Raw genomic sequence first — 18,724 nt, 5'->3', positions numbered from 1 at the left:
CTTTTATTGTTAAATAACATAGTAAAAAAGGAAAAATTGGCATATGGTGTACATCTTTTCTGGATAGAAAACCCAATAATTTCAAAAAAAGCCAAACCTGGACAATTTGTTATCTTTAGAATTCACGAAGGTGGCGAAAGAATTCCTTTAACTATCTCTAAAACTAAAGGCAATATGTTCAGAGTAATAGTAAAGGCAGTTGGTAAGAGCACGTATGAACTTTGCAAACTAAAAGAAAATGATTATATAAAGGATGTTGTAGGACCTCTAGGAACTCCAAGTGAAATAAAACGTTATGGAAGAGTATTGGTAATTGGTGGTGGCGTAGGAATTGCAGCAATTGCACCAATCGTTGATGCATTAATAAATGTCGGTAATAAGGTAGATACAATTTTAGCTGCAAGAAACAAAGAATCTATAATTTTGGAAGATGAATTCAAAGATTCAGAAAACTTATATTTTGCAACTAATGATGGAAGTAAAGGCGAAAAGTTATTTCCTAACCAATTAATGGAAAAGTTGATAAAGGAAGAAAAATACGATGTTGTATGGGCTATAGGTCCCGCTTTAATGATGAAAGCTTGTTCTGAGGTTGCCAAACAACACAATTTAAAAATTTTTGTTTCATTAAACGCCATAATGGTTGACGGAACTGGAATGTGTGGTGGATGTCGTGTTAGAATAAAAGATACATTAAAATACACTTGCGTTGACGGTCCCGAATTTGATGGCAGAGATGTTGACTGGAACAGTTTCTTAACAAGACTTTCACAATATAAAGCAGAAGAAAAGAAGGCTTTAGAAAATTACTTAAAGATTGTGGGGGAACCAACATGGCTTTAAAAGATAGAGTAAACCCTATCGAAAGAAATCCAAAAGAACGTGCAAAAGACTTCTCTGAAGTTTCATTGGGGTATACTGAAAATTTAGCAATAATAGAAGCAAAACGATGTTTACAATGCAAAATCCCTACATGTGTAAAAGGGTGTCCCGTCGGCATTGACATTCCTGGATTTATAAAACAAATTGCAAATGAAAAATTCCAAGAATCATACAAAATATTGAAAAAATACAACGCTCTTCCTGCAATTTGCGGAAGGGTGTGTCCACAAGAAGTACAATGCGAAGGTGCCTGTGTATTAAATAAAATGGGAAAACCCATAGCTATTGGATCGTTAGAAAGATTTGTTGCCGATTGGGCATCTAAAAACAATATAAAAGATGAGATAAAAATTGAAAAAAAATTAACTAAGAAAATAGCAATAATAGGAGCTGGACCTTCTGGACTTACTGCTGCATCTGAACTTGCAAAATCAGGATTTTTGGTTGATGTATATGAAACATTCTCAGAGCCTGGTGGTGTTCTAATATACGGAATTCCAGAATTTCGTTTACCAAAATCAATAGTAAAAAAAGAAGTTGATTTTTTGAAAGAACTAGGAGTAAACATACTCTTAAATATTCCCGTGGGAAATGCGATTGAACCGCAAGAATTATTAGAAAAATATGATGCAATTTTTATTGGTGTTGGTGCCGGTACACCAAAATTTATGAATATAGAAGGCACAGAATTAAACGGTGTTTATTCTGCAAATGAATTTTTAACAAGAATAAACTTAATGAAGGCGTATAAATTCCCAGAATATGACACTCCAGTAAAAATTGGTAAAAATGTTGTGGTAATTGGGGGAGGAAATACTGCAATGGATGCAGCAAGAAGTGCTTTAAGACTCGGAGCAAATGTTACTATAATCTACAGAAGAAGCGAAGGAGAAATGCCTGCAAGAAAAGCAGAGATCCACCACGCTAAGGAAGAAGGTGTGAAATTCCAACTACTCACACAACCTATTAGCTATATTGGTGACAAAGAAGGAAACTTAATTGGCATAAAGTGTGTAAAAATGAAGTTAGGTCAACCAGATAAAAGTGGTAGAAGAAAACCTATTCCAATAGAAAATAGTGAATTCATTATTCCTACAGAAATTGCAATTGAAGCTATAGGAACAAACCCAAACAAACTTTTGCTTTCAAAATTTGAAGGTTTAAAGTTAAACAAATGGGGATACATACAAACAAACGAGTATGGACAAACAAGTATTCCAAAAGTCTTCGCTGGCGGAGATATTGTAACAGGTTCGGCAACTGTAATACTTGCAATGGGCGCAGGAAAAAAAGCAGCAAAAAAAATTAAAGAATTCTTAAATGATTAAACTCCAGGAAATCCTGGAGTTTTTTTTTATTAGGTTTTATAACCAAAAAACCTTAAATTTTCTGCTCTTTTCCTTTTTGAATAATTTTTAGAAAAACGTTATAATTTCTTTGAAACATTTTTACAAAAAAGGGGGGAGATTTTTTGAAAGTAATAGATATATCAGAAATCAAGACACTAATATACGAAGGAGCTACTTTAATGATTGGTGGGTTCCTTGGAGTAGGTACTCCAGAAAAAATTATTGACGAAATAGTAAAAAATAAGATCTCAAGTCTCACTGTTATAGCAAACGATACGGCATTTGAAGACAAAGGAATAGGTAAATTAATAAAAAATAAGTTATGTAAAAAAGTAATAGTTTCACACATTGGAACAAATCCAGAAACTCAAAAACAAATGATAGAAGGAAGCTTAGAAGTTGAATTAGTTCCACAAGGAACACTAGCCGAAAGAATCCGTGCTGCTGGGGTAGGATTGGGAGGAATACTAACACCTACTGGAGTAGGAACCGTGGTAGAAAACGGAAAAAAACTATTAGAAATTGATGGAAAAAAATACCTTTTAGAACTCCCATTACACGCAGACATATCCATTATTAAAGCTAAAAAGTCAGACTACATGGGGAATTTAGTATTTAATCTTACCGCAGAAAATTTCAATCCACTAATGGCACTTGCCGCCAAAATGGTAATAGTAGAAGTAGAAGAAACAGTCCCCACAGGTTCACTCGCCCCAAATGAAATAAAAATTCCAGGAGTAATCGTCGATTACATTGTGGGGGTGGAAAAATGAATATAAAAGAAAAAATTGCAATACGAGTAGCCAAGGAATTGAAAGATGGGCAATTGGTAAATCTTGGAATAGGATTACCCACTCTAGTGGCAAATTACATTCCAAAAAATATTCACGTGTTTTTTCAAAGCGAAAATGGTATTATCGGTATGGGACCTGCTCCAAATGTAGGTCTTGAAAACAAAGATTTGACAAATGCAGGTGGAAGTTATGTTACAGCATTGCCCGGTGCAATGACCTTTGATAGCGCCTTTTCCTTTGGAATAATCCGTGGAGGACATTTAGATATTACTGTACTCGGTGGCCTACAAGTAGACGAAGAAGGACACCTTGCAAATTGGATGATTCCAAACAAAATGATTCCTGGTATGGGTGGCGCTATGGATTTAGTCACAGGTGCAAAAAAAGTTATAGTCGCAATGACCCATACTGCAAAGGGAAAACCAAAAATTGTTAAAAAATGCACATTACCTTTAACTTCGGTTAGACGTGTAGATTTAATAGTCACAGAACTTGCCGTAATTGAACCTACAAATGAAGGATTAGTATTAAAAGAAATTTCCGAAGAAACTACAATTGATGAGGTACTTAAATTAACAGATGCAAATCTAATTATTAACAAAGAAATAAAAACATTTTAATCCAACTAGGAGGGATATAATGGTATACATACTAGGACTAAAAAGAACAGCGATAGGTACATTTGCGGGGAGTTTAAAAGATATACCTGCACCAAAGCTTGGGGCAATAGCTGCTAAGGCGGCTATTGAACAGGCAAACGTTCCAAAAGAAGATTTTGACGAAACTATCGTTGGTTCTATTCTTACTGCAGGACAAGGTATGGGACCTGGTAGGCAAGTGGGGATATATGCAGGTATTCCAAAGGAAAAACCTGGGTATACCGTCAATATGCTTTGTGGCAGCGGCATGAAAGCTGTTATGATAGGAGCAGTTGATATCATTTCCAAAGAGGCTGATCTTGTTCTTGCTGCGGGTATTGAAAACATGTCTGCTTCTCCTTATTTACTCCCCTCAAAAGCACGATATGGGGTAAAGTTTGGAAATTTTGAAGTAATAGATCACATGATAATTGATGGACTTACCGATGTTTTTAACAACATACACATGGGACTTACCGCAGAACATTTAGCGGAAAAATACCAAATTTCAAGAGAAGAACAGGATAAGTTTGCATATGAAAGTCAAATGAAGACCAAAAAAGCAATAGAGGAAGAAAAATTCAAAGACGAAATTGTTCCAGTAGAGATAATCACAAAAAAAGAAACTAAAATTTTTGATACAGATGAACATCCAAGGCTTGACGTAACACTTGAAAAACTTTCAAAGTTAAGACCAGCTTTTAAAAAAGACGGCACGATAACCGCGGGAAATGCAAGCGGTATAAACGATGGAGGAAGTGCTATAGTACTTGCATCTGAAAAATATGTTGAAAAGAACAATTTAAAGCCACTTGCAAGAATAATAGCATGGGCACAAGCAGGAGTGGATCCAATGGAAATGGGACTTGGCCCTGTCCCCGCAACGGAAAAAGTACTCAAAAAAGCAAATTTAAAGATGGAAGATATAGAACTAATAGAGTTAAACGAAGCATTTGCAGCACAAAGTCTTGCGGTAATAAAATTGTGGAGCGAAAAATTTGGTGTAAGTAAAGACTGGATACTCGAGAGAACAAATGTAAATGGTGGCGCAATAGCTCTTGGTCATCCAATAGGTGCAAGTGGAAACAGAATAATAGTAACGCTACTATACGAAATGAAAAAGAGAAATTTAAGATATGGACTTGCCACATTATGTATCGGTGGAGGTATGGGCACTGCCGTTATAATTGAAAATTTACAGTAACACTCAAAAATCGTATAAATCCAAGTAATCTTTAAGGATTACTTGGATTTTTTTATTTGACTTATGCATACTGTAATATTATAATATTACAGTGTAGGAGGTGTAATATGTGGTTTAGTATAAATTTTTCATCTCACATCCCTGTATATAAACAAATTGTTGAAAATATAAAGCTTGAAATCTTAAAGGGTAGATTAAAAAACGGTGATTTTCTTCCTTCTATAAGGAAATTAGCTAATGATCTAAATGTAAATTTAAACACTGTAGCAAGAGCATACAGAGAATTAGCCAACGAAAATGTTATTAAAGCAGTTCGCGGTGAAGGATATATAGTAATAAAGGATTCTTTGGAAAAATTCAATATGGAAATACTACAAGAACTATCTGAAATTGTAAAAAAATGCCTAAAAGCAGGAATTTCAATAAATGAAATTTGTGAATTTATTAGAGGGGGTGATTTCCTTGATAAAAGTTAAAAATTTAAAAAAAGCATATGGTTCAAAAAAAGCGGTAGATAATATCTCATTTGAAGTAAACAAAGGCGAAATATTTGCACTTTTAGGTCCCAACGGTGCTGGTAAAACAACAACCTTAAAGTGCATATTAAACTTAAGGAAAAAAGACAAAGGAGAAATCATACTCAATGGAACATATACATATCTTCCCGAAAAAAAAGAATTATATAAATATTTAACAGTAAAAAAAATATTGGAAATAACCAAAGAACTTTCTTCAAACTTTTCATTGGAAAAATCATTGGATTTTGTCAATGAATTTCAACTTCCGCTCAATGAAAAAATTGCAACATTATCACATGGAATGACAACATTGTTATATCTTGCAATTGTACTATCTGAAAACGTCGATATATACTTTTTTGACGAACCCACATGGGGGCTTGACCCTCTAATGCAAAAAAAAGTAATCGAAATCATTAGAAAACTATCATTTGAAGAAAAAACTGTATTTTTAACAAGTCACATACTCTCCGAAGTAGAAAAAATTGCAGACAAAATTGCAATTATGTCCAATGGAAAAATTGTCGAATACGATTACATGGATAACATCAAAGAAAAATATGTTTTATGTGTTACTAACGAAAATATCGAAGGACTTTTATACAAAAAAACAGGAAATGAAAAAATAATCCTTTGCAAGAAAGAAAATGCAAAAGGGAATATAAAATCCGCAACTTTCGAAATAATATTTGAGGCTCTTGTAAAGGGGGAAAAGTTATGAAAAAAGAATGGATAGATATGAAAACTAGAAGTATTCTCACCTTTGTTGTAATGTTAATACTCTTTTTTTCTATTGCACCATTTCAAAATTTTGTGATAGATCTTCTAAACAAAAACTCAGAGGTCATACAAAGATTCGTAGGAAATAATTTTGTTGAAAAACTCAAAAATTGGGATTTTTACATATTATCACAGTGGTTTGGGAAAAATTTTGGACAAATAATTCCTATAATTGGTATAATACTTTCATTTCCACTATTTTCAAGGGAATTTGAAAATGAAACAATCTCATTTTTACTTGTAAGAAAATCAAGAAAAAACATATTTTACAACAAGTTTATCGTCAGCTTTATTGTACTTTCTATAGAAATCTTTGTTCTATCTTACATTCCATATATTTACTCCATAATCACAAATAAAACACTTTCTTTTGAGACAACTACAAAATTTTTCATACATTCTTTTATCGGTGCATTTTTCTGGTATTCCATATCTTTTATGTTCTCTGTGATTTTTAACGATCAAGTTAAACCCTTGCTAACTTCTTTTGCAATACTAGGTATTTCAACTACCCTCGGATTTTTAAGACCCATAAGTTTTCTTAACACCTATAAATATATTCTTGGCTACAAAATTTTTAAAGAATCCACAATAGACTTTACATATTCAACATCACTAATTTTAATTGGAACAATACTTTTATCCTTTTCGTATTACTTATTTGAAAATAAGGAGGTGTAAAAATGAAAAGATGGATAATTTCTATTGTAATCTTCTCAACTTTTTTATTTTCATCAAATTTTGAAAAAATAGCTTACAATTATTTTTATGCACTTGTAAATGAAAACTACAAAGTGGCGTACAATCTATCATCCAATATAATGAAACAACATCTTCCAATAGAAAAAATAAAAAAAATATGGCAGCAAATAACATCAACATACGGAAAATTTGAAAAGATAGTAAAATTGCAAATAATAGAAAAACCACCATATAAAGTCTTCATATTCACATCTAAGTTTAAAAAAAGCAATTTAAATATATCTATCACTCTAAACAAAGAAGGAAAAATCGATGGCTTGTTTTTCTCTCCTGCGCAAAATGTAGAATATAAAATACCACAGTACGTTAAAAGTGATAAATTTGTGGAAAAAGACGTAAAAGTTGGTGATCTTCCAGGAAAATTAACAATTCCAAAAGAGCACACAAAATACGCGGTAATTTTAATACATGGTTCAGGGCCACAAGATATGGACGAAACAATTGGACCAAACAAAATATTTAAAGATATAGCATATGCCTTGTCAAGTAACAATATAGCAGTATTAAGATATAACAAAAGAACTTTGTATCAAGCAAATGAAAATATAACAATTAAAGAAGAAATAATAAACGATGTTCTAAAAGCAATAAAATTACTCAAGGATTATAACTACAAAGAGATATATCTACTTGGACATAGCCTTGGTGCATATGTAGCCCCATACATTGCAACAATAAATGATAATATTTCAGGATTAATATTACTTGCCCCACCTGCAAGAAATTTAGAAGATGTAATAGCTGATCAACTAAAGTTTCTACAAAATACAAATAATGAAGTATTACAGAAACTACAAGAGCTTAAAGAAAATAAAATACCAAATGACGAATTTGTATTAGGCGCAAAAGCAAAATATTGGTATGATTTACGAAGCTACAACCCATTAAAATACTTAGGAAAGGTGAAAACTTTAATACTTTTTGGAAAAAATGATTATCAAGTAACTTTAAAAGACTACAACATATTCAAAGAACACTTAACTAACAATACCAAAATTATACTCTTTAATGGATTAACTCATTTATTTATACCAGGTGAAAAAACACCAAATGCATACTTAATCGAAAATCATGTTGATGCAAAAGTTATTGATGAAATTATAAAATTCATAAAAAATTAAAGGAGGAGAACATTATGTTAATATCTACCACGGAAAAAGTTCCAGGGTACAAAATAACAAAAATATTGGGAGTCGTTATGGGAAACATAGTACATTCCAAACACCTAGGAAAAGATATAGCCGCAGCATTTAAAACCTTGGCCGGCGGTGAAATCAAATCCTATACAGAAATGATGACTGAAGCAAGAAACAAAGCAATAGAAAGGATGATCGACGAAGCAGAAAAGCTAGGAGCCGATGCAATAGTATCAATAAGATTTTCCAGCGCCGCAGTAATGAGCGGTGCCGCAGAAATATTAGCATATGGCACAGCAGTGAAATTATCCCCAACCAACAATAACAATTAAAAATTACGTTTGCTATAATTTTAAGTAAACAATAAATTAACACACAGGAAGGCGTTTATTCATGAGCCTTCCTGTTTTTTAGAATTTTGTGTTATCACTCTTGACAATAGAGTGCTAATATCATATAATATAAACTGGGAGGTGGAAAAATGGCAAATAAGAAAGAATACGTTGTAGGTATAGACTTGGGAACAACAAATAGTGTAATCGCATGGATGAAACCAGATTCAAATGTTGAGGTTATTCCAAATGCTGAAGGTACAAGAACTACACCATCAATAGTCGCTTTTAGTAAATCGGGTGAAATATTGGTTGGCGAACCTGCCAAAAGACAATTAATCTTGAATTCTGATAGGACTATAAAATCAATTAAAAGGAAAATGGGAACAGATTACAAAGTAAAAATCAACGACAAGGAATACACCCCACAAGAGATTAGTGCATTTGTATTAAAAAAGTTAAAAAGAGATGCTGAAGAATATTTGGGTGGCGAAATAAAAAAAGCGGTAATCACATGTCCTGCATATTTTAACGATGCACAAAGGCAAGCAACAAAAGACGCTGGAAAAATAGCTGGGTTTGAAGTCTTAAGAATAATAAACGAACCTACAGCCGCTGCACTTGCGTATGGTCTCGACAAAAAAGGAAAAGAAGAAAAAGTTTTGGTATACGACTTAGGTGGAGGTACATTTGACGTTTCGATCCTTGAAATAGGGGATGGAGTTATTCAAGTAATCGCAACATCTGGTAATAACCATCTTGGAGGAGACGACTTTGATCAAAAAATAATTGACTGGTTAGCTGAAGAATTCAAAAAACAACATGGTGTTGACCTTAGAGAAGACAAACAAGCATTACAAAGGTTAAGAGATGCAGCTGAAAAAGCAAAAATTGAACTTTCAAGTAAGTTAGAAACAGATATAAGTCTTCCTTACATAACAGCTACCGCAGAAGGTCCGTTGCATCTTGAAATGAGACTAACACGTTCGATGTTTGAATCTCTTACTAGAGATCTAGTAGAAATGACGAGAAAACCTATAGAACAAGCTTTATCAGACGCAAAACTTAGACCAGAAGATATTGATGAAATAATATTGGTTGGCGGAATGACAAGAGTACCTATGGTACAAAACTTTATCAAAGAAATTTTTGGAAAAGAACCGAATAAAGGAGTAAACCCCGATGAAGCTGTTGCAGTTGGAGCAGCTATTCAAGCGGCAATATTAGCTGGAGAAGAAGGTGCACAAGGTAAAGACATTGTCCTAGTAGATGTCACTCCATTAACATTGGGAATTGAAGTAAAAGGCGGATTATTTGAGCCAATTATTCCTAGAAATTCAACAATACCAATTAAGAAGAGTAAAGTATTTACAACAGCAGAAGATGGTCAAACCGAGGTAGAAGTTAGAGTATATCAAGGTGAAAGACCAATTGCAGCGGATAATATATTGCTTGGTAGCTTTAGATTAGTTGGAATTCCACCTGCTCCCAGAGGAGTCCCTCAAATTGAAGTTACTTTTGACATTGACAGCGACGGTATAGTACATGTCTCTGCAAAAGATTTAGGAACTGGAAAAGAACAATCTATGGTTGTCTCTGGAAGACATAAACTTTCTGAAAATGATATTAACAAGATAATAGAGGATGCAAAGAAATTCGAAGAACAAGATAAAAGAAGAAGAGAAGAAGTGGAATTAAAGAACAAAGCAGACGACCTTGCATACTACATAGAAAAATCCCTAAAGGAATATGGTGATAAGATTCCTCAAGACGAAAAACAAAAACTTGAAAACTTAGTAAAAGACTTAAGAGATGCTATAAACAAAAACGATATACCAAGAATAAAAATGTTGTTTGACGAGCTTGATAGGGAGAAAAACAAAATAGGTGAATATATATACAAACAAAATGGTAATCAACAATCAGAAAATAGTAAATAAAAAAGGAGGTGAAACTATGTTAGCAAGAAGAGGTTACTTTGATCCATTTGTAGAACTTCAAAGGGAAATTGATAGATTATTTGAAGATTTCATGGAACCTTCAAGAAGTTCCAGAATTCACTTCCCAAAAGTGGACATATATGAAACGGAAAATGAAGTTGTAATTGAGGCAGAACTTCCTGGAATGAAAAAGGATGATGTAAAAATAACAATAGAAGATGGAGCCTTAATAATAAAGGGAGAAAGAAAATTTAACAGAGAAGATAAAAACAAGAACTACAGAGTTATCGAAAGAGTCGAAGGTCAATTTGAAAGAGCATTTGTATTACCAGATTATGTAGATGTAGAAAAAATAAGCGCTAAATTTAACGATGGTGTTTTAAAAATTGAACTTCCTAAAAAAGTAGAAAAAGAAAAGAAAATTATAGATATAAAGGTAGAATAAAAAAAGGCTTCGGGAATTCCCGAAGCCTTTTTTAAAATTGCATCCTCATTATCTCTTTATACGCATCTACTATCTTATTTCTTACCTCAACAGTAAGCCTAAGTGAAATTGATGCCTTTTCAGCTTCCACAATTACCTCGTGTATATTACTTATCTTCCCTGTGGCAAAATCGTCTGCCATTTGTTCTGCCTTTTTTTGCTGTTGATTAACACTTTTTATAGCATCATTCAATATACTTGTAAAATCACTATTTTGCTTTTTCAAAGAATTTGGTTTTAAATTCCCATAATTTCCTATTCCATTTACCTTATCTATCATTCAAATCACCTCCCAATTTGGAGCGCACTATTAATCATCGCTTTAGTGGTATTAAAAGCAGTAACATTTGCCTCATACGCACGTTGAGCATTTATCATATCAACCATTTCCCTTACTACATTAACATTTGGTAATTTCACATAACCATTTTCATCAGCATCCGGATGAGCAGGATCGTAAACTATTCTAAAAGGAGATTGATCTTCATATATTTCTTTAACAATAACTCCTCCATTTTCCACCCTACCTTTAATATTCCTAACCAATTCTTGAAAGACCGGAACCTTTCTTCTGTACGGTTCCCCATTTTTTGTACGTGTAGTTTCAGAATTTGCAAGATTATTTGTAATAACATCTATTCTCAATCTTTGAGCTGACATACCTGTTGCAGCAATTGTCATTATATTAAATTCGTTCATACAAATCCTCCTTATCTAATATTTCTTACAACTGTGTTATACCTTTCAATGTTTGCACTCATTAGTCTAGAAAGTGTTTGATACTTTAAAGCATTTTTAACCATCTCAGCCATTTCGACATCAATATCTACGTTATTCTTATCATTAGTTAAGGAGGTGTTTTCCTGTGTCTTTAAGATAGGATTTATGCTTTCCTTAATATTACTTATATGATTAGCAGAAGTAGTTCTTAATTTTAACTTCATCTTCGATTCACTTAATAATTCTTCAAATGCTATATATTTTCTTTTATAATTTGGAGTTTCCGCATTTGCAATATTTTGTGAATGTATTTCTTGCCTTTTTAAAGCTACATCCATTGCAATCTTTAATGTATGAAAATTCGTATTAAACATCTTTCCCCTCCTCATTCTAATCATTCTACATCTCTCTTAAAAATCCTAAAAATTTCTTGGGAATTATAGCCAAAATCAAAGCCAACAAAGTCAAAATCATCCCAAATACTTGCATTAGCGAAAGTCTCTCAGATAAAAGTAAAATGGAAAAAAGCGTTGTAAAAATCGGCTCACCCACAAAAATTAATGCAGCTGTATTGCTTCCTACAATTTTTTGGTATTTTGCTTGTGCAATCAACGCATATATAGTGGCAAATACCGCAGTAAACAAGGCAACAGATAAAACATTTAAACTAAAATTCCAAGTACCTTTTATTCCAAATAAAGTATTTAGCAAAGCTACCATAAAAAACTGAGAAGTTAACAAATCCTTTTCATTAGACTTTTTGGAATAGTGCGTTACTAAAACAACATGTAAAGCATAAAAAATAGCACAGAAAAACGTAAGAATATCACCAATATTTATACTATTAATACCTCCAGAAAGAAGATATTCACCAACAATAGCAATCAAAAATGAGAAGACTTGAATTTTTGATGGTTTCTTTTTTTCTATGTAAAACGAAAACACCGGAATAAGCATTATGTAAAATGCGGTAATAAATCCACTTTTTGAAGATGTAGTTATTGAAAGTCCCCAAGTTTGAGTTGCATATGATATTCCTAACACAACACCTAAAATTATACCGTATTTATTCCCTCTTCCAAAAATAAAATACGAAAGTAAAGTCGCAATCCAAAATCGAATCGCATTATACGCAAAAGGAGAAATATTTGGTAAAATCATCTTTTGTATGGGAAAAGTTAATCCCCAAATCAAAGTTACAATCAATAAATTTATTATTGCAACAACTTTCATATTCTCCCCTCCAAATATTTAAGATCATCGTTAATAAACGTTATATTTTCTTCAATAATCATAGCCGTCAAATTACCACCATAAACACATCCTGTATCTATGTTAATATCATAAATTTTTCCATCCTTCTTCAAAACAACAGGTTCATTTACGGGGGTATGACCGTGCACAACTACATATCCATCTATATATTCTGGTACTCTATACCATATATTGCTCCCCTTTAAAGGTACATTATATTCTTCTAAAAATTTCCAAAAATTTCCTTTAAAACTTAAGGCTTCTCTTAGCGGAAATGACATTGATATATTTGCATGAGAGAATACAAAATTAAAATCTTTTATCTTTTCAAAGTGTATAAAACTAAGTTCCTGGAAAAAAGGAATATAATTGTTTAGTTTTTTGCCAAAAGATTTCAATGTCTTTAACCCACCATTGTTTTGAGAAAGCCAACTAGACGGTTTCCCTTGCATGTATCTTAACATCATTTCTTCATGATTACCCAAAAGTACCACTTTATTTTTTATCTCTAAAACCAAGTCCACAACTTTCTTAGAATCATTACCTCTATCAATAAAATCGCCCAAGAATATATACTTTATATCACTGTAAACTCTTTCAATATAATTAACTAACCTTTTAAATTGCTCAAAACAACCATGGATATCACTAAAAACAACTATCATATAAATCACCAGAAAAATTATATAATATTAACAGGAATATATCAAATAAGGAGCGAAAGTATGAAAATAAAATTTTCAGAAGCTGCCAGAAATATAATTGGAGTAAATACAATTGAAGTAAATTTTGGTACACTCGATGAAATTTCAAAACAAATTAGCCAAAAAACACATAAGAAAATATCGTTTTTGATAGAAAATGAAAAAACTTTCTTACTATTAAACGATAAAATAAAAACTAAAGTATCTGTTATAATCCTAAATAATGCTGAAATATCCTAAACAAAGAAAGCATAGAAGACGGAGAACTAATAATATTAATACCAGTTGGAGGGGGATAATATTATGAAAAAATTAATTTCAAGACATGAAAAACTAATTGATAAAAACATATTAAGTAAAAAAATTTTGGTTGCAGGTGCAGGTGGGTTAGGTTTAACCAATTTGGAATTGCTAGTTAGACTCGGTTTTAAAAACATCGTTGTATACGATCCAAAAAGTATAGATCCACCAGATTTAAATCGTCAAATACTATTTGATTATTTCGACGTAAACAAACAAAAAGTTATAATCGCAAAAGAAAAATTGAAAAGGATTAATCCAAACTGCAACGTTGAAATCTTCGCTCAAAAATAACAAAAAACTTTTCCAAAAAAGTTGATTTGATATTTGACTGTCTAGATAATATAGAAGGAAGACTTATACTGGATGATTTATCACACAAATTAAATATTCCTCTAATACACGGTGCTGTAGAAAGATTTTTTGGACAAATAACAGTAATCTTACCAAATGTTACAAAGTCCTTATTAAATATATTAAAGGGATATGTTTTTCCAACAACACCCCAAGTATTTCCACCTGCTGTTTTAATTACTGCATCATTTCAAGTTTTGGAAGCAATAAAAATTTTATCTGGAAATCTTGAAGATGCACTCGTAAACAAATTACTTTTTTTTGATCTTCAAGACAATTACTTTGAAACAATAAGAATTTAATGTGTTAAAATATTTTCAAAGGAGGGAGAATGTTGGGAATCGGTAAATTAATATTTATGATGGGAAATTTATTTACAATACAAAGATGGAATAACAAGCCAGCAGTTGTAAAATTTTCCGAAGCTGACAATGCTTATTCAACTCTTTTAATTTCCTTTGCCTTAAGAGAATACTACAATATGGAAATCGAAAAAGCGGTAAAATGGAGAATGAGTAGAATACTACCCAAACTTGTACTTTCAGATGTTTCACTTGAACTTAAAGAGCGCGTAGAAAGACTTTCTCCAGATGTCTGGGAAAAAGTAAGAGACAAAGCATTCAAAGATCTATACAACATAGTAGAAAAAGACCAACTAGATAACCTTACAGACGAAAAATTTGAACCAATTGATAAATTTGCAGATATTTACACAAGTTTTTTTGAAGCAAAAGTAAATGATAAAGTTTTTGATTTTAAAAAACCCATTCTTGAACTTGAAGAAAAACTTAATAAATATAATAATAACTTCCCAGATGATATACCAAAAATATTTTTTTCAATTGCACTGAATATGGTATCCATGGTAAGGTGGAATAGGATATATAGAAATATAAAAACAACCGTTGCAGGACATTCTTTCATTGTTGTGGCAATTTCATTTATAATAGCAAAACTGTTAAATCTTGAAAAAGATAGTGTTGAAAACATAATAAAAAGAGCACTATTACACGACTTACCAGAAGCTTTTACTGGAGATGTTATAACTCCAACCAAGAAAAAAACAAAAGAATTAGACATGTTGGTATCCATGGTAGAAAAAGAAATGTTTAATGAATGGTTAAAGGAAAATCCAAAAATTTCATATTTGAAAAAGTACGAAAATATGGTTTCGGATCCTTTTTCTACCTTTGAAGGTCAAATAGTTAGAATTGCAGATTATTTTGCCGCTTTATTAGAATGCTCACTTGAAATATTTTCAGGTAACAAAGAAATAACATTTAGAAACGTATTTTTCGATCTAAAAAAACATTTGAAAACATTTGAAAAATTAGATTTAGGAGAATGGATTGATGAAATAGAAGACATTGTCTTCTAAGGGGGGAGTGTTTTGTCATTTGACTTAAAAGCATTTAAATCCGATATTGTTTTCTACATTGATGAGTACGATAAAATTCAAAATTTACTCTCAAATATTGATTCAAAAATGAAAGAAATCAAACACTTTTTTGATGGCAGAGAAAAAGTACTTTTAAAAGTGAAAAATTTAAAGGAAAAAATTTGCGATGTTCCAAAAATAATAGAAAAATTAGAAGAATATAATATCAAAACTAAAGCTATAATAACTGATGAATTCGATGAAAAAAATGTAACTGTAGAAAATAAAGAAGAAGAAAAAGAGAAGACTATCATTCTCATTAAAAATCTAAGATCCGGTCAAAAAATAACTCACAATGGAAATATTATTTTAGTTGGAAACGTACATGTGGGTTCAGAAATAAATGCAGGAGGTTCTGTTGTAATTTTCGGTTCTTGTCACGGACTAATTAAGGCCGGTTTAAGAATAACACCTGCATATATACTTACACTTTCTTTAAATAGCCCACTAATTCAAATAAATGATATAAAACATCAATTATCAAAAACATATAATAATCCCACTTTTATATATTCAAAAGGTGGAAAATTAATATTTGATGAAATCGTTCAAAGGGAGGAAAAACTGTGAAATTATTCGACAAGAATGAAAGAGTTTTAAAAAAATATTGGAAAAAGGTAAAAAAAATCAACGAAATAAACTTAGAAAATTCAAAATTTAGTGAATTAATTGAAAGAATAAACAAAATAAAAAAGGAAATTACCCAAGAAACCATAGATGATTATCTATATGAAGTTTTTGCAATAGTAAGAGAAGTTGCAAAAAGAACCATCGGATTAAGACCCTTTGATGTGCAGCTTATTGGTGGAATGGTATTACACGATAGTAAAGTTGCCGAAATGAAAACCGGCGAAGGAAAGACACTTGTAGCAACTATGCCTGTTGTACTAAATGCCCTTTTGGGGAAAGGTGTACATCTTGTAACTGTAAATGATTATCTTGCCAAAAGAGATGCAATGTGGATGGGACCTATATATCTTGCTTTGGGACTAAGAGTAGGAATAATAAACACACAAAACAAATCGTACGAAATTATCTGGAAAAATAAAGAAGCTTTTGAAAATGCTGTAAAAGAAAACTTAAGTGTATGGCCATTAGATTTTTCCGACGAATTTTTACCCGAAGAAAAGAAGGTAAAAAATGCAACCCTTGCATTTGAAATAGAAATAAAAGAAATAAGTAGAAAAGAAGCATACCATTGCGATATTACATATGGAACAAATACGGAATTTGGTTTTGATTACTTGAGGGACAATTTAGTCATAGACCTCTCCGATAGAGTTCAAAGGGGCCACTACTACGCCATTGTCGATGAAGTAGATAGCATCTTAATAGACGAGGCAAGAACTCCCCTAATAATTAGTGGTCCATCTAAAACAAAGGCCTCAGATTATAAAAGATTTAACCAAATTGCCAAAAAACTAATTAAAGACAAACATTTTACAGTAGACGAAAAGAAAAAAACGGTTATATTGACCGACGAAGGAATCGAACATGTGGAAAAATTGTTAAATATCGACAATCTATATGACCCTGAACATGTAAACAAGATGTATTTTTTACTAAACGCATTAAAAGCACAATATTTGTTTAAAAAGGATGTAGATTATATTATTCATAAAGGAGAAGTTGTAATTGTCGATGAATTTACAGGAAGACTTCTTCCAGGAAGAAGGTATAGCGGAGGTCTCCACCAAGCTATCGAAGCAAAAGAAGGTGTTTCTATAAAAGAAGAATCGATAACTTATGCAACTATAACTTATCAAAACTACTTTAGAATGTATGAAAAACTTGCCGGTATGACCGGGACTGCAAAAACAGAAGAAGAAGAATTCAAGCAAATTTACGGAATGGATGTTGTTGTAATTCCAACACACAAACCTATGATAAGAAAAGATAGAGACGATTTGATATATAGAACACAAGAAGAAAAATTTCAAGCAGTTGTTAATGAAATTAAGAAGAGATACGAAAAGGGGCAACCTGTACTTGTAGGAACTACCTCTATAGAAAAAAGTGAAAGACTTAGCAAAATGCTAAAAAAAGAAAACATACCTCATAACGTTCTTAATGCAAAACATCATGAAAAAGAAGCAGAGATAATCTCGAAAGCCGGTCAAAAAAATTCAGTAACAATTGCAACGAATATGGCAGGAAGGGGAACAGACATCAAACTTGGCTCCGGCGTTAAAGAACTTGGCGGACTTTTAATAATTGGAACAGAAAGACACGAAAGTAGAAGAATCGATAACCAACTAAGGGGTAGAGCTGGAAGACAAGGTGATCCAGGTGAATCCATATTTTTCTTATCACTCGAAGATGATTTAATAAGGATATTTGGTGGTGAAAAATTAGAAAAAATAATGAACATAGTCAAAATAGAAAAAGGAGAACCAATCTACCACCCAATGCTCACAAAACTCATTGAAAAAGTACAAAAGAAAGTAGAAAGTATAAATTTTGGTATCAGGAAAAATCTTCTACAAATGGATACTGTATTGGATGCACAAAGAAAAGCCATTTATAGCTACAGAGAATATTTACTCTCAGGAAATATAGATGAGCACTTTAAAGATGCCATTGAAGATTTTACAGAAAGAAGATTAGAAGAATTTTGCGAACAAAATGTTTGTGATGTCAACAAGGTAAAAGAAAGTCTAAAAATTGTAAATATAACGGGAGAGATACCAGACATAAGAGAAGAATTAAAAGAATTTTTGAAAAACAAACTAATCGAAAAGTTTGAAGAAAAGAAAAAAGAATTTGGTGAAGATTTCCACAAAATAGGAAAATTTATTGCATTAAGGGTAATTGATGAAAATTGGAGACAGTACCTTGAAGAAGTTGAACATGTAAAAGAAGCAGTAAGCCTCAGGGCATACGGACAAAAAGATCCGATAATAGAGTTTAAAAAGGAAACATACAGAATGTTTGATGGAATGATGTCAAGGATCTTTGAACAGACAATAATCTATACGTTAAACATTCAAAGGCTTTCAGATGAAACAGAAAGACAATCTAAAAAAGAATTGGAAAAAATCAACACACAACACGATGAATTTAGTTTGGTTAATAGGCGCAAACGAAGAGCTGTAGACAAAAAAGGAAAAAAAAGATTAAAAGTAAAGAGGTGAA

At 31.9% G+C, this 18,724-nt stretch carries 23 protein-coding genes; 18 read left to right on the top strand and 5 right to left on the bottom strand.

Going from position 1 to position 18,724, the window contains the following annotated elements:
- Nucleotides 1–6 precede the first annotated feature (6 nt).
- The 12 genes from XO08_RS06380 to XO08_RS06325 all read left to right on the top strand — a co-directional run bounded on the left by XO08_RS06380 (nt 7) and on the right by XO08_RS06325 (nt 10,780).
- The gene (locus XO08_RS06380; RefSeq protein ID WP_075666179.1) at nt 7–843 is read left to right on the top strand and encodes a sulfide/dihydroorotate dehydrogenase-like FAD/NAD-binding protein; all 837 of its coding nucleotides are present in this window, start codon (nt 7–9) and stop codon (nt 841–843) included.
- On the top strand, nt 834–2,210 hold the full coding sequence (gene gltA, locus XO08_RS06375) for an NADPH-dependent glutamate synthase (RefSeq protein WP_075666178.1): 1,377 nt from the start codon (nt 834–836) through the stop codon (nt 2,208–2,210). The genes XO08_RS06380 and gltA overlap by 10 nt, the downstream gene beginning before the upstream one ends.
- A gap of 143 nt (nt 2,211–2,353) precedes the next feature.
- Nucleotides 2,354–3,004 carry a CoA transferase subunit A gene (locus XO08_RS06370; RefSeq protein ID WP_075666177.1) on the top strand — a complete coding sequence of 217 codons (651 nt, stop codon included), beginning with the start codon at nt 2,354–2,356 and terminating at the stop codon, nt 3,002–3,004.
- Nucleotides 3,001–3,645: a 3-oxoacid CoA-transferase subunit B gene (locus XO08_RS06365; protein ID WP_075666176.1), complete on the top strand. Its 645-nt coding sequence runs from the start codon at nt 3,001–3,003 to the stop codon at nt 3,643–3,645. Before XO08_RS06370 ends, XO08_RS06365 begins: the two co-directional genes overlap by 4 nt.
- Nucleotides 3,646–3,664: 19 nt before the next feature.
- On the top strand, nt 3,665–4,867 hold the full coding sequence (locus tag XO08_RS06360) for an acetyl-CoA C-acetyltransferase (protein WP_075666175.1): 1,203 nt from the start codon (nt 3,665–3,667) through the stop codon (nt 4,865–4,867).
- A gap of 107 nt (nt 4,868–4,974) precedes the next feature.
- Nucleotides 4,975–5,343, top strand: coding sequence for a GntR family transcriptional regulator (locus XO08_RS06355; RefSeq protein WP_075666174.1), 369 nt, complete (start codon nt 4,975–4,977; stop codon nt 5,341–5,343).
- Entirely contained in the window at nt 5,294–6,106 is an 813-nt protein-coding gene (locus XO08_RS06350) for an ABC transporter ATP-binding protein (protein ID WP_088368930.1), read from the top strand. Before XO08_RS06355 ends, XO08_RS06350 begins: the two co-directional genes overlap by 50 nt.
- The gene (locus tag XO08_RS06345; protein WP_077287698.1) at nt 6,103–6,846 is read left to right on the top strand and encodes an ABC transporter permease subunit; all 744 of its coding nucleotides are present in this window, start codon (nt 6,103–6,105) and stop codon (nt 6,844–6,846) included. Before XO08_RS06350 ends, XO08_RS06345 begins: the two co-directional genes overlap by 4 nt.
- 2 nt (nt 6,847–6,848) lie before the next feature.
- Nucleotides 6,849–8,048 carry an esterase EstD gene (gene estD / locus XO08_RS06340; RefSeq protein WP_077287696.1) on the top strand — a complete coding sequence of 400 codons (1,200 nt, stop codon included), beginning with the start codon at nt 6,849–6,851 and terminating at the stop codon, nt 8,046–8,048.
- Nucleotides 8,049–8,062: 14 nt separating this feature from the next.
- Nucleotides 8,063–8,395 (top strand): YbjQ family protein, encoded by a 333-nt coding sequence (locus tag XO08_RS06335; protein WP_075666171.1) that lies wholly within the window; start codon nt 8,063–8,065, stop codon nt 8,393–8,395.
- Nucleotides 8,396–8,544: 149 nt separating this feature from the next.
- Nucleotides 8,545–10,335 (top strand): molecular chaperone DnaK, encoded by a 1,791-nt coding sequence (gene dnaK / locus XO08_RS06330; protein ID WP_077287694.1) that lies wholly within the window; start codon nt 8,545–8,547, stop codon nt 10,333–10,335.
- Nucleotides 10,336–10,351: 16 nt separating this feature from the next.
- Nucleotides 10,352–10,780, top strand: coding sequence for an Hsp20/alpha crystallin family protein (locus XO08_RS06325; RefSeq protein WP_075666169.1), 429 nt, complete (start codon nt 10,352–10,354; stop codon nt 10,778–10,780).
- 31 nt (nt 10,781–10,811) lie between these two features.
- Here the strand turns inward: XO08_RS06325 and fliE are convergent, their stop codons facing one another.
- From fliE to XO08_RS06300, 5 genes are read right to left on the bottom strand one after another with little or no spacing between them, the layout of a single operon-like run.
- Nucleotides 10,812–11,099, bottom strand: coding sequence for a flagellar hook-basal body complex protein FliE (fliE, locus tag XO08_RS06320; RefSeq protein WP_075666168.1), 288 nt, complete (start codon nt 11,097–11,099; stop codon nt 10,812–10,814).
- Between the two features lie 5 nt (nt 11,100–11,104).
- Nucleotides 11,105–11,518: a flagellar basal body rod protein FlgC gene (gene flgC / locus XO08_RS06315; protein ID WP_075666167.1), complete on the bottom strand. Its 414-nt coding sequence runs from the start codon at nt 11,516–11,518 to the stop codon at nt 11,105–11,107.
- Between the two features lie 11 nt (nt 11,519–11,529).
- Nucleotides 11,530–11,913: a flagellar basal body rod protein FlgB gene (gene flgB, locus XO08_RS06310; RefSeq protein WP_075666166.1), complete on the bottom strand. Its 384-nt coding sequence runs from the start codon at nt 11,911–11,913 to the stop codon at nt 11,530–11,532.
- Nucleotides 11,914–11,938: 25 nt separating this feature from the next.
- A complete protein-coding gene (locus tag XO08_RS06305) occupies nt 11,939–12,772 on the bottom strand; it encodes a DMT family transporter (protein WP_075666165.1) in 834 nt (277 codons plus the stop codon).
- Nucleotides 12,769–13,458, bottom strand: a complete 690-nt coding sequence (locus XO08_RS06300) for a metallophosphoesterase family protein (RefSeq protein ID WP_077287692.1) — start codon at nt 13,456–13,458, stop codon at nt 12,769–12,771. Before XO08_RS06300 ends, XO08_RS06305 begins: the two co-directional genes overlap by 4 nt.
- Nucleotides 13,459–13,518: 60 nt before the next feature.
- Between XO08_RS06300 and XO08_RS06295 the strand changes: the two genes are divergently transcribed.
- The 6 genes from XO08_RS06295 (at nt 13,519) to secA (ending at nt 18,723) form a co-directional block, all read left to right on the top strand.
- Complete coding sequence (locus XO08_RS06295; RefSeq protein WP_077287690.1) at nt 13,519–13,737, top strand: hypothetical protein; 219 nt, start codon at nt 13,519–13,521, stop codon at nt 13,735–13,737.
- A 63-nt stretch (nt 13,738–13,800) separates the two neighbouring features.
- The gene (locus XO08_RS09460) at nt 13,801–14,091 is read left to right on the top strand and encodes a ThiF family adenylyltransferase (protein ID WP_250636768.1); all 291 of its coding nucleotides are present in this window, start codon (nt 13,801–13,803) and stop codon (nt 14,089–14,091) included.
- Between the two features lie 26 nt (nt 14,092–14,117).
- Nucleotides 14,118–14,453 carry a ThiF family adenylyltransferase gene (locus XO08_RS09455; protein WP_250636767.1) on the top strand — a complete coding sequence of 112 codons (336 nt, stop codon included), beginning with the start codon at nt 14,118–14,120 and terminating at the stop codon, nt 14,451–14,453.
- Between the two features lie 29 nt (nt 14,454–14,482).
- Nucleotides 14,483–15,529: a YfbR-like 5'-deoxynucleotidase gene (locus XO08_RS06285; protein WP_232218170.1), complete on the top strand. Its 1,047-nt coding sequence runs from the start codon at nt 14,483–14,485 to the stop codon at nt 15,527–15,529.
- Nucleotides 15,530–15,541: 12 nt separating this feature from the next.
- Nucleotides 15,542–16,159, top strand: a complete 618-nt coding sequence (minC, locus tag XO08_RS06280; protein WP_075666162.1) for a septum site-determining protein MinC — start codon at nt 15,542–15,544, stop codon at nt 16,157–16,159.
- Nucleotides 16,156–18,723, top strand: coding sequence for a preprotein translocase subunit SecA (gene secA / locus XO08_RS06275; protein ID WP_075666161.1), 2,568 nt, complete (start codon nt 16,156–16,158; stop codon nt 18,721–18,723). The genes minC and secA overlap by 4 nt, the downstream gene beginning before the upstream one ends.
- Nucleotide 18,724: the final 1 nt, after the last annotated feature.

The sequence above is a fragment of the Thermosipho sp. 1074 genome (genome assembly GCF_001999655.1).
Taxonomy (GTDB): domain Bacteria; phylum Thermotogota; class Thermotogae; order Thermotogales; family Fervidobacteriaceae; genus Thermosipho; species Thermosipho affectus.
This window is presented reverse-complemented; position numbering and strand designations above follow the sequence as displayed.

Bases quoted from the DNA above. Each gene is read 5' to 3' on its own strand.
- dnaK (WP_077287694.1), top strand. From the start codon at position 8,545: ATGGCAAATAAGAAAGAATACGTTGTAGGTATAGACTTGGGAACAACA.
- XO08_RS06355 (WP_075666174.1), top strand. From the start codon at position 4,975: ATGTGGTTTAGTATAAATTTTTCATCTCACATCCCTGTATATAAACAA.
- flgC (WP_075666167.1), bottom strand. From the start codon at position 11,518: ATGAACGAATTTAATATAATGACAATTGCTGCAACAGGTATGTCAGCT.
- XO08_RS06345 (WP_077287698.1), top strand. From the start codon at position 6,103: ATGAAAAAAGAATGGATAGATATGAAAACTAGAAGTATTCTCACCTTT.
- XO08_RS06360 (WP_075666175.1), top strand. From the start codon at position 3,665: ATGGTATACATACTAGGACTAAAAAGAACAGCGATAGGTACATTTGCG.
- XO08_RS06305 (WP_075666165.1), bottom strand. From the start codon at position 12,772: ATGAAAGTTGTTGCAATAATAAATTTATTGATTGTAACTTTGATTTGG.
- XO08_RS06295 (WP_077287690.1), top strand. From the start codon at position 13,519: ATGAAAATAAAATTTTCAGAAGCTGCCAGAAATATAATTGGAGTAAAT.
- XO08_RS06285 (WP_232218170.1), top strand. From the start codon at position 14,483: ATGTTGGGAATCGGTAAATTAATATTTATGATGGGAAATTTATTTACA.
- XO08_RS06300 (WP_077287692.1), bottom strand. From the start codon at position 13,458: ATGATAGTTGTTTTTAGTGATATCCATGGTTGTTTTGAGCAATTTAAA.
- fliE (WP_075666168.1), bottom strand. From the start codon at position 11,099: ATGATAGATAAGGTAAATGGAATAGGAAATTATGGGAATTTAAAACCA.
- gltA (WP_075666178.1), top strand. From the start codon at position 834: ATGGCTTTAAAAGATAGAGTAAACCCTATCGAAAGAAATCCAAAAGAA.
- flgB (WP_075666166.1), bottom strand. From the start codon at position 11,913: ATGTTTAATACGAATTTTCATACATTAAAGATTGCAATGGATGTAGCT.
- XO08_RS06325 (WP_075666169.1), top strand. From the start codon at position 10,352: ATGTTAGCAAGAAGAGGTTACTTTGATCCATTTGTAGAACTTCAAAGG.
- XO08_RS06350 (WP_088368930.1), top strand. From the start codon at position 5,294: ATGAAATTTGTGAATTTATTAGAGGGGGTGATTTCCTTGATAAAAGTT.
- XO08_RS06335 (WP_075666171.1), top strand. From the start codon at position 8,063: ATGTTAATATCTACCACGGAAAAAGTTCCAGGGTACAAAATAACAAAA.
- estD (WP_077287696.1), top strand. From the start codon at position 6,849: ATGAAAAGATGGATAATTTCTATTGTAATCTTCTCAACTTTTTTATTT.
- XO08_RS06365 (WP_075666176.1), top strand. From the start codon at position 3,001: ATGAATATAAAAGAAAAAATTGCAATACGAGTAGCCAAGGAATTGAAA.
- XO08_RS09460 (WP_250636768.1), top strand. From the start codon at position 13,801: ATGAAAAAATTAATTTCAAGACATGAAAAACTAATTGATAAAAACATA.